Source organism: Microcystis sp. M44BS1, from assembly GCF_020244875.1.
GTDB classification, from domain to species: domain Bacteria; phylum Cyanobacteriota; class Cyanobacteriia; order Cyanobacteriales; family Microcystaceae; genus Microcystis; species Microcystis panniformis.
Genome location: NZ_JADBVM010000332.1, coordinates 1 through 10,758, shown reverse-complemented (window position 1 = coordinate 10,758; position 10,758 = coordinate 1). Strand labels below are relative to the sequence as shown.

The following is a 10,758-nucleotide window of genomic DNA, read 5'->3' as shown; positions in this document are numbered from 1 at the left end:
GTCAGTCTGTAGAGCGACCATAAGACCAGAACAGAGTAAATCTGTTAAGGCAGGTGCGGAACCCCGCAAGGGAAAGAAGCAGAAACCTAAATCGTGAGGTTTGGGAATCACCGTCCGTTTACGGCGGTGAGGATGTCAATGTTGCTGTCAAACGGTCGCCAGTGCCAATGTCGCACAGACATATTCCAAGACATAAAAGAAAATTGGGGGTGTCGCATTTCACCAAATAATCTTAGCGAAGTGGGAATAGACGGCCCTGAAAGTGCCTATTCAATGACAGAGTTAGGTATTTTACTCTATCAGTCCCTAGGATTTGCCCCCACCTTAAAAATTGCTTTAACAATCTTATTAAAAATGTTTTTTCTGAAAAAATCTCGCTCTTTTTTTAGACAGGGATGGACAATTGCAGTTTTACTAATTGCCCTGCTTGTTTCCCTGCCGATTTTATCGGTGGCCAGTAGTTTATTAACTAATTCCAGTCAAGTCTGGCAACATCTGCTCGAAACTGTTCTCTGGGATTATCTAGTTAATTCTTTTTGGTTAATGTGCGGGGTGGGCAGCGGCGTTTTAATCATCGGTGTCGGCACTGCTTGGTTAACAACGATGTGTCAATTTCCCGGTTGTCAACAATTTCAATGGTTATTATTACTACCCCTTGCTGCTCCTGCCTATCTCTTGGCCTATACTTATACCAATATGATGGACTATTTTGGTCCGGTGCAGACGTTCTTAAGAAGTGTTTTCGGTTGGAATAGTGTCGAGGATTATTGGTTTCCTAATATCCGTTCTCTCTGGGGGGGGATTCTGATGTTAATACTGGTGCTTTATCCCTACGTTTATCTGTTAGCAAGGGTCGGTTTTTTAGAGCAATCTGTCTGTACGGTGGAGGCAAGTCGCTCCTTGGGATGTAATCCTTGGCGCAGTTTTTTTACTGTCGCTTTACCCCTAGCAAGACCGGCAATTATGGCGGGATTAGCCCTAGCTTTAATGGAAACTCTTAACGATTTTGGTACGGTGCAGTATTTCGGAATTAATGCTTTTACCACGGGGATTTATAATACTTGGTTCGGCATGGGCGATCGCATAGCAGCGGGACAGTTATCCACAGTTTTAATGGTATTTATCCTCGTTTTAGTTTTCCTTGAACAATCCTCCCGTCGTCAAGCTCGTTACTATGAAATGACCAATCGTTTCCAGTCACCGACTAAGTACGAACTAGGATTTGTTCGGAGTTTTTTGGCAATGATCTCCTGTTTTGTGCCGGTATTTCTTGGGTTTATTGCCCCTGCTTTTTATCTAGCCTATCTAGCCTTTAATCATGCCCAAGAAACTTTGAATAATGACTTTTTTACTCTATCGGGAAACAGTTTTTTTCTGGCTAGTTTAAGCGCAATTATTGCGGTGGTTTTAGCTTTAATTCTCGCCTACGGGGAAAGACTTAATCCGAATAAAACTCTTAAGGGTTCTGTGCGGATTGCGGCTGCTGGTTATGCTATCCCCGGCATCGTTATCGCAGTGGGGGTTTTAATTCCTCTCGGCAAATTAGATAACTTTTTCAACCAAGGATTAAATATCAATTTAATTCTGAGCGGCACAATTTTCTGTTTGATTTTTGCCTATGTTGTCCGGTTTTTAGCCGTAGCTTTTTCCACGTTAGAATCGAGTTTAAGTAAAATAAAACCTAGTTTAGATGATGCTTCCCGCAGCCTTGGCTATGGCACTGGTGCAACTTTAATTAAAGTGCATATTCCTCTTTTGTCGGGGGGATTATTGACGGCGGCTATGTTAGTTTTTGTCGATGTGATGAAGGAATTACCGGCTACTTTGGTGTTAAGGCCTTTTAATTTTGATACCCTAGCGGTGCGCGTTTATCAATACGCCAGTGATGAACGTTTGGTGGAAGCGGCGGCACCGGCCCTGGCCATTGTCTTAGTGGGATTAATTCCGGTAATTTTTTTAAGTTGGCAAATTTCCCGACGGGCGATCGATTAAAGTGGTGGTCGATTCCTAGACAAGTTGGCGATCGGCCAGCAGCTTAGTTCTATAGTTTAGTACAAAATAATGTTACAGTTCTTGACAAGACTACTAGAGAGGGGGGGTGTCAGTGATAGGATTCCCTAAAACCCCTTTTCTTTATTTGTGTAGAGAGAACAACATCCTATGACAGAACTTTCTGGAAAAGCTCCTAAGTTCGGTGGCAGCACGGGCGGTTTACTCGCCAAAGCCGATCTGGAAGAAAAGTACGCCATCACCTGGACAAGCAGCAAAGAACAAGTCTTTGAAATGCCCACCGGTGGCGCCGCTATCATGAACGAAGGCGAAAATCTCCTCTATTTGGCCCGCAAAGAACACGCGCTCGCTCTTGGTACCCAATTCCGGACGAAATTTAAGCCCAAAATCGAAGATTACAAAATCTATCGGATTTACCCCAGTGGTGAAGTGCAGTATCTCCACCCTGCTGATGGTGTCTTCCCCGAAAAAGTTAACGCTGGTCGTGAATTTTTCGGCAAAAAAGACCGCAATATCGGCAAAAACCCCGAACCAGCGACAATTAAGTTCTCTGGTGTCACTCCCTACGAAGCATAAATAATCCCTAAAATCGAGAGTGGGGAGTTAGATTTAGAAGCTATTTAGCCCCAAGATTTAACTTCTGACTCTCGATTTCTCTGATCGCAATCGGCTACAAGTGTTGTGCTATCCGTTTCCTGAACCATCAAAATATGATCTTCCCCGACTTCGATCGCTTTCGTCAACTGGCTGGCCAAGGTAACTTTATTCCTGTCTATCAAGAATGGATCGCTGACCTAGAAACACCCGTTTCGGCCTGGTATAAAGTTTGTGCCAATCAAGCCTACAATTTTTTATTAGAGTCGGTGGAAGGGGGCGAAACCTTGGGACGCTACAGCTTTTTAGGAGGCGATCCCGTCTGGGTATTGGAAGCGCGGGGAAACACCACCACCCAAACTTTTCGCAATGGTTCTCAAGAGATTTTTTCGGGGGATCCTTTCGAGATTTTAACCCAATGTTTAGCCCCGATTGTGCCGGTTAAATTGCCGCAATTACCCGCCGGAATAGGGGGTTTATTTGGTTTTTGGGGTTATGAATTAATTAATTGGATCGAACCGCGAGTCCCTATTTATCCCGCTACCGATGCCGATCTACCGGATGGTATTTGGATGCAGGTGGATAATCTAATTATTTTCGATCAAGTTAAACGGAAAATCTGGGCGATCGCTTATGCCGATATCCGGGGTAATAATCCCGATTTAGCAGCCGCTTATCAAGCGGCCTGCGATCGAGTGACACAGTTAGTTCTGAAGTTACGATTACCCCTACCAACTAATGCCAAAACCCTGGAATTATTACCCGTTGGTCAGGGAAAAGAATTAGTCTATGAAAGCAATACAACTCAGGAAAAATTCTGTCAAAATGTCCTAAAAGCTAAGGATTACATCAAAGCGGGGGATATTTTTCAGGTGGTTATTTCCCAGCGTTTAAATGCCAATTATCATGGTCATCCCTTCGATTTATATCGTTCCTTGCGTCTGATTAATCCTTCTCCCTACATGGCTTTTTATAACTTTAAGGATTGGCAAATTATTGGCTCTAGTCCTGAAGTGATGGTTAAGGCAGAACGGGACGAATTAGGTAAAATAAAGGCCACGGTCAGACCAATTGCCGGCACCCGTCGCCGGGGACAAAACTTCGGTGAAGATCAAGCTTTAGCAACGGATTTATTGCAAGATCCCAAAGAAATTGCCGAGCATATTATGTTAGTGGATTTGGGGAGAAATGATCTAGGCCGGGTGTGCGATCGAGGTACGGTCAAAGTGGATGAATTAATGATCATTGAACGTTATTCCCACGTTATGCACATTGTTAGTAATGTGGTGGGGTATTTAGCCACCAATAAAAGTGCTTGGGATTTATTAAAAGCTTGTTTTCCCGCGGGAACCGTCAGTGGGGCCCCGAAAATTCGTGCTATGGAAATTATCCATGAATTGGAACCCTGTCGTCGCGGTCCCTATTCAGGGGTTTATGGTTACTACGATTTCGAGGGACAGTTAAATAGTGCCATCACAATTCGCACTATGATTGTTCGTCCCCAAGGTAATCAAAATTATCTGGTTTCTGTGCAAGCGGGAGCAGGGTTAGTAGCTGATTCTGAGCCGGAGAAAGAGTATGAAGAAACCCTCAACAAAGCGAGGGGTTTATTGGAGGCAATTCGCTGTTTAAGTTAGATTTTTTAGGTTGGGAGCCAGTTAAGGGGATTTGGCCATGATTTCCGAGCAGGAATAGGGTTAACTAACTGGGGTTTGCGGCAAAAAGTTTTTCCTGGGGACAGGGTGTGGGGTGTGGGGTGTGACCCCCCCAACCCCCCCGACATCGGGGGGGGTTGGGGTGTGGGGAGTTTTCTCAGTGAACTGATAACTGATAATTGATAACTGATAACTGATAACTGACTCCTAACCCCACCAACAAACTTTTTGCCGCAAACCCTAGCTACTGGGGTTCAATGGTTACTAAAATCGAATAGGAGTCTGGTGGAGTCGTTCTAGTCAACACGAATAAAATTTGGTTATTAGCAAGGGAATCGATGCCTGGAGGTAAACTGCTACTATCAGAGGTATATACATCTACGGTTTGACCTTTAAGCTGATTGGCATTAAGCAACCCATTCACATGAACCACAATGCCATCTCCAGCTTTTGCCAGAACAGGTGAATCCAAAGCTCCTTCCGATCCCTCCTTGGCTGCCTTGTCCCAATCTTTGTCAGGTTCAGCAATAACACCGCAGGCAGATTCAGAGAAAGGATTAGCAGCAGGAGTGAATGTACAAGGTTTTGTTCCTTCTTTAATAACTTTAGCTGTAACAGCTGCTGGCACGGTAAGGACGGGTAGAGTTTTCTGGACAGTCCCGCCATCACCTCCGACATTAAAAGGTTTGATTAGGAGGAATAATCCCCAGATAGCTTTGGGGAAAACTCTGGTGCTGACAGAGTAGTTAACTGCCTCATTGGTAGTCATCTTTACCTGAGCGTTGGCATTCAAAATCACTTGATTACCAACTATGCGAACACAGGTATAAAAATCGTCCACATTGCCAAGGGCGGGGATTCGGTTAAAATTCCCAGGACAATTGGGGTTCTTAGCAGGCGCTGCTAACATATCGGTGACGGGGGAATGTTGCCAAGAAGAAGTAATATCGTAGTTGCCATTTTCTTTCAAGCTTGGACCATAGCGCCACAAGACTCGTGGACCAGTCAAGCTATCACCAATTCCAGGGTTCTGGGTATAGTAAACGATCTGTTCACCGAGCAGCAGATTGGGATTGCCGGGGTCGGGAATTTGGAAAGCTAGAACTGCTTGCGCTCCTTTGGGTACTTTAGTACTCGTGATCTGCTTTTCAGAATTAGCGATAATTCTTGCCCGTCTCACTTCATCTGAAACAAACTCTAGAGTACGATTAAGATTATTTTGGATTTCACTATCGGCATTAGCTCGATAATTGCTTCTGAGCAGGTTAATTACGCCATTTCCCGCCACCAAGACGGCAATCAGCATCATCAAACCTGCTAGTAAAACTTCTGTAATCGTGAAACCCGCTTGCAGACGACGATGAGCGGATTTTTTCTGTAAACGACCTAAGTGATTGATATACTCCAAATAAAAACGCATAGCTTTAACCCGTCCCAATTTCTCTGTTCTGTACTCCCCTAAATATTTAACATTTATTGCAGTCACAGAGGTTTTATTAAACTACTGGTCAATCAAGTCGAAAGGGGTTTTCGGAAACCACTGAAAATTTACTACTACCTACTACCTTCAAAATTTCCCTAGAAAACTCCCGATCAAAAATGTCTCGACCTAACTAGCTTCACCACTAACTACAGGATAGCCTAAGAAAATCCCATAGATAGTAATTGAAATATGGCCAGAAAGGTGATTTTGGTTACAGCTATTAATCGCTTTTGGGAGTGAGTGAGTTTTCGTACATTTGTATTGGTGGAATGGTTGACCCTCAAGGAGATAATAAGGCACAAGGACTGGTTACAATCAAGGATAGGTAATTTTTCGATCGATGTCATCTAAATAATCATGCGTCTCTTACACACCATGCTCCGGGTCAATAACTTGCAGGAATCTCTACAATTTTACTGCGATGTGCTAGGAATGAAGTTATTGCGTCAGAAAGACTATCCCAATGGTCAATTTACCCTCGCTTTCGTCGGTTATGGCGATGAGGCTAATCATGCTGTCATCGAACTGACCTATAATTGGGGAGTCGATCGCTACGAAGTCGGTAATGCTTACGGTCATATCGCCCTAGGCGTGGATGATATCTATAGCACCTGTGAGAAAATTAAAGCTCTCGGTGGCAATGTCACCAGGGAACCGGGACCGATGAAACACGGTTCTACGGTGATTGCTTTTGTGGAAGATCCTAATGGCTACAAGATCGAGTTAATTCAACTGGGAACCCAGGGTGCTGCCGTGGCTACGGCTTAAATTTATTGTCGTCAAAAACTTAAGTAGCTGGTTATAATTAAATTAAAAATGGATTTTAGGTTCGATCCCCCCTGCCCCCCTTGATAAGGGGGGTGCCGATAGGCGGGGGTATCTATCCTTAATAAGGGGGGTGCCGATCCCCCCTTAGTCCCCCCTTATTAAGGGGGGCATCTGAAAGTTTTTAATGCCTACCTACTTATGTCTGTTGAAATTGAACGGAAGTTTCTGGTTAAAGGGGATTCTTGGCGATCGCTTGCGACTGGCAAGTTGTATCGTCAGGGATATATTCCTACCCAAGATGGATTGACAACTGTGCGAGTTCGTGTAGTTGGAGATCGGGGTTATTTAACCATTAAAGGCAAGACTGAGGGCATTAGTCGCCAAGAATTCGAGTATGCAATTCCCCTAGAAGATGCGGCGCTCATGTTAGAAAACCTCTGTAAGAAACCTTTAATTGAAAAGATTCGTCATCGCATTTCTCTGGATAATTTAACTTGGGAAGTTGATGAATTTTGGGGGGATAATCAAGGTTTGATTATGGCTGAAATTGAGTTAGAACAAGAGGATCAAGTCATTACTATTCCTGATTGGATCGGCGAAGAAGTCACGGGAGATGAGCGATACTACAATAGCAATTTACAGAAATTTCCCTATAAAATGTGGTGATTGTAGTATTAATTTACTCCCAGTTTAACTCTGGGTAGATAGGGCTTTTTCTGTTTCGTTTAGCTTATTTGTTACCCGTCGGAGAACGCCATTAATAAAACGATAACCTTCATCATCAGAATAACGTTTGGCTAACTCGATCGCCTCATTGATTGCTACTTTTTGAGGTATATCGAGATAGCGCATTTCTGCCACGGCAATTTGCAGGATATCCCGATCAATTCTCGGTAAACGATGTAGTTGCCAATCCACTAAAGCACTGGTTAATTCCTGTTCAATTTCCGCACGACGACGATAGACTGTACCGATTAATTCTAGGGCATATTCCCGCACTTCGTACTGACTAGATAACTGGACAATTTCGGGAAAATCTATCACGGTTCCTAAACGATTAATGGCATTGTGGGTAAGAGAAATTGCTTCTTTTACCATGGTTTGGGCGCTTTTTAGATTTGTTGCCTTAGTATCACTAGCGAGAATCCGTTCATTACCACGACTAATTTCAGCGGCGGCAGTTTCTAAGGTTTCTTGAATTTCGACGGTTAAGGTTCTAACTGCAACTAAAATTAAATCGTTTAAAGTTTGCTGTTCCAGGTTTTCAGGATTGCCTTTAATCTGACTTAAACTCAAAAGGGCAAGTTCTCGAGCAATGCGACGGGGTTGTTGACGGGGAGGCATAGAAGTTTAGAAGGAGAGGAAGGAAAATTATACAACTTTATTGATCGCTATCCGGTTGGGTTAATTTTTCTCGGCGATCAATTCTTGACTAACATCTATTTTAGCATAAAAGCTGCCAAGATTTAACTTTTCAAGTTTTAATTAGATAAAAGACAATATCTATCTTGAATCTCCCCTAATTTAGTCTCAGCTTCTTGAGCATTAATGGCTAATTGGGCAAACTCTAGAAAGCGTTTTAATTCCTTGCGTAATAAATTCCTTTCTACTTCCCAGGTTTCTCGATCTAAGGTGGGTGGCATAACGATCATATCAAATAAAGTGGCCTGTTTTTTATCGGGATGGGGGCGCAATATTCGCCCGCGACGCTGAATAAATTGTCGAGGATTACCACTACTAGCCAGAATGACTGCGTTTTGAATTGATGGCAGATCTACTCCTTCATCTAAACATCTAATTGCCACTAATCCTTGCAGATAACCCTCCTCAAATTGTTGACGAATTTTTTCTCGTTCTTCTAGGGAAGTTTCTGCGGTGTAGGTAGCAACTCGATAACCTAATTGATTGCCCAATAAATGAGTAACAGCCTCTACCTGACGACGATAATTAGCAGTGTAATTTTCCAGATAACCATCCCCACAATAAAACAAAGTATGATCCGTATCTAAACGCTCTTGCATCAGTTGTTGTAAAGCCTGTAATTTATTACTTGCTGAACCAACTAATCGTGACCTTTGCATTAACAAAGCCGTCAGGTTTTCATTACCATTTAAATTACTATTTTTCTGCAAAGTCCAGCCAATTTTTTGGGTCAATTTTGCGTATAATAAAGCCTCATTGTCGGTTAATTCAACCAAGACTGGATAATAAAAATAATTGACTAAAGCTCCTTTTCTAATAGCATCACCTAGGGTAAATTCTGGTTGTAGAATTTGTCCAAAATATTCAAAAATAGCGTCGGTTCCTTCCTGATCAAAATATCTTTCAGGAGTGGCAGATAAAGCCAATCTTAGACCTAAAGAACGGGGTAATAATTCTTCTAATCGGGGGGAACCTAAATTATGGGCTTCATCACCAACGATTAAAGTTTTATCGGGAAAAAATTTTATTTGTGATTGAAAACCCTCGCTAATAAAAGTTGAGTTAGTAGTTAAAATAGTGACAAATTTTTGATTACCCGCTTGCACATTATATAATTCTGTGGATAGTTGACTTTGCCATATATGGACACTTTCGTAGGCTAAAATCGGTTTAAGATTAAATTTTTCCGCTTCTCGTTGCCATTGATTGACTAGGTGACGATAGGGACAAATTACTAATAATACTTGCAGTTCTATCGCTTCGTAAAGTTCCATGGCAATAGCTAAAGCAGTAATAGTTTTACCGCTGCCAGTGGCCATTTTTAAAGTTCCCCGTCCCCGATTACGAAACCAACTGATAATCGCTGTATTTTGGTAGTCTCTCAACTCTAAATCGGGAGGAATTCTAGGAATACCAGAGGGATTAACTCGATAGAATCCTCGCAATTCAGCAACTTGCTTGATTTTGCGGGAACTGAGAAAATCCCTAGTTATTTTTTCCCAATCTATCCAGCAACTATTCATAAGACCTCTGGTAAAAATCAAAAATTGTTGTTAGGGTTAGGAGTCAGTAGCCAGGAGTCGGTCGTCGGTCGTCAGGAGATTGTTTTTATTTATAGCGTTTCCTGTTCGCAAGAGGTTTATAATACTAAATCCTGTTTAAAAGGTATAGGGGAGCAGCGGAGCGCAGGAGCAGGGAGAAACAATCCAGAGCTTGGGAGTTAATCACCCTATTATAAATAGTTTTGGGATAAGCTCAAAAATAGCAAAAAGCCAAAAACTTAAAAACTAAAGGTTGCTCCCTATACAATGGGGATGGACTAAAAAGACCATCCCATAGCTGTCAAACCACTCTTAACTGTTATCCTAGAAACCTAGGCAATGATTGAGATAATTTACCTGGTCGCTACTTCCTCTTTTTGGGGAGTATTTTGCCGAAGTTTTTCTTGATCTTGGCGACGTTTTTTAGCATAAAGTTGGATTGTCACCGCCATTAATACCACTAAAGCTACAATTAACCAAGTGGTCAAATCGAGGGGTAATTGATTTTTAAATACTGCCAAAAGGACAATAACTACCAATAACAGGGTTGGTGCTTCATTTAATGCCCGAAATTGCTGTCCCGTCCAATTACATTCCCCTTTTTCTAGCTTCTTCATGATGCGACCACAGTAGAAATGATAGAGCAGTAAAAGAGCCACAAAGGATAATTTAATATGTAACCATCCCGATTTTAAAATTTCCGGTTCTGTGGAGATTAAACCGATCGCCATGGCCACGGTGACAATCATCCCCGGTGTGGTGATGATATTGTAGAGTCGCTTCTCCATGATCTCGTATTGTGCTTTCAGAATAGCTTGTGCGGGTTCCGTTTCTGTTGCTGCCTCCGCATGATAGACAAACAAACGTACTAAATAAAATAGTCCCGCAAACCAAACAACTACCCCAATCAAGTGAAATGCTTTAAACCAATAGTAAGCCATAGTCTATATTGTGATGTGAGTCCCGAATTAATTAGTCTAAGAGTTATCCATGCTTTCCCAGACTATCCCTATACAAAAGTTTAGACGGAAAATGGGGATTGGGGAGCAGGGAGAAGGGAGAGGGGTGTGGGGTGTGACCCCCCCCAACCCCCCCCGACATCGGGGGGGCAGGTGGGGTGTGGGGTGTGGGGAGAGGGAATTATGAATTATGAATTATGAATTATGAATTATGAAGTGGGGTGTTGGGGGAGTGGGGTTTTAGGGTTTTAGGGTTTTAGTGGAAATTACTCTATCTCCCCATTACCCTATTCCCCCATTTCCCTATCCTCTTCTAACTGATAACT

Annotated in this window: 9 protein-coding genes; 5 read left to right on the top strand and 4 right to left on the bottom strand. The window is 42.6% G+C overall.

Annotated elements, in window-relative coordinates:
* Window positions 1-354 precede the first annotated feature (354 nt).
* The 3 genes from IM515_RS24530 (at window position 355) to trpE (ending at window position 4,241) form a co-directional block, all read left to right on the top strand.
* Window positions 355-1,992 carry an ABC transporter permease gene (locus IM515_RS24530; protein WP_287629261.1) on the top strand — a complete coding sequence of 546 codons (1,638 nt, stop codon included), beginning with the start codon at window positions 355-357 and terminating at the stop codon, window positions 1,990-1,992.
* A gap of 168 nt (window positions 1,993-2,160) precedes the next feature.
* Entirely contained in the window at window positions 2,161-2,586 is a 426-nt protein-coding gene (locus tag IM515_RS24525) for a photosystem I reaction center subunit II PsaD (protein WP_002740397.1), read from the top strand.
* A 134-nt stretch (window positions 2,587-2,720) separates the two neighbouring features.
* On the top strand, window positions 2,721-4,241 hold the full coding sequence (trpE, locus tag IM515_RS24520) for an anthranilate synthase component I (RefSeq protein ID WP_287629258.1): 1,521 nt from the start codon (window positions 2,721-2,723) through the stop codon (window positions 4,239-4,241).
* Window positions 4,242-4,503: 262 nt separating this feature from the next.
* On the opposite strand, the gene IM515_RS24515 is transcribed toward trpE, so the two are convergent.
* On the bottom strand, window positions 4,504-5,679 hold the full coding sequence (locus IM515_RS24515) for a PulJ/GspJ family protein (protein WP_287629260.1): 1,176 nt from the start codon (window positions 5,677-5,679) through the stop codon (window positions 4,504-4,506).
* Between the two features lie 420 nt (window positions 5,680-6,099).
* On the opposite strand from IM515_RS24515, the gene gloA reads away from it, so the two are divergent.
* Window positions 6,100-6,510 carry a lactoylglutathione lyase gene (gene gloA, locus IM515_RS24510; protein WP_002758448.1) on the top strand — a complete coding sequence of 137 codons (411 nt, stop codon included), beginning with the start codon at window positions 6,100-6,102 and terminating at the stop codon, window positions 6,508-6,510.
* A 198-nt stretch (window positions 6,511-6,708) separates the two neighbouring features.
* A complete protein-coding gene (locus tag IM515_RS24505; RefSeq protein WP_287629257.1) occupies window positions 6,709-7,176 on the top strand; it encodes a CYTH domain-containing protein in 468 nt (155 codons plus the stop codon).
* A 24-nt stretch (window positions 7,177-7,200) separates the two neighbouring features.
* Here IM515_RS24505 and nusB read toward each other — a convergent pair whose 3' ends face one another.
* The 3 genes from nusB to hemJ form a co-directional block, all read right to left on the bottom strand.
* On the bottom strand, window positions 7,201-7,854 hold the full coding sequence (gene nusB, locus IM515_RS24500) for a transcription antitermination factor NusB (RefSeq protein ID WP_287629256.1): 654 nt from the start codon (window positions 7,852-7,854) through the stop codon (window positions 7,201-7,203).
* Between the two features lie 137 nt (window positions 7,855-7,991).
* Window positions 7,992-9,455, bottom strand: coding sequence for a DNA phosphorothioation system restriction enzyme (locus IM515_RS24495; protein ID WP_287629255.1), 1,464 nt, complete (start codon window positions 9,453-9,455; stop codon window positions 7,992-7,994).
* A gap of 371 nt (window positions 9,456-9,826) precedes the next feature.
* On the bottom strand, window positions 9,827-10,414 hold the full coding sequence (gene hemJ / locus IM515_RS24490) for a protoporphyrinogen oxidase HemJ (RefSeq protein WP_002756136.1): 588 nt from the start codon (window positions 10,412-10,414) through the stop codon (window positions 9,827-9,829).
* Between the last annotated feature and the right edge of the window lie 344 nt (window positions 10,415-10,758).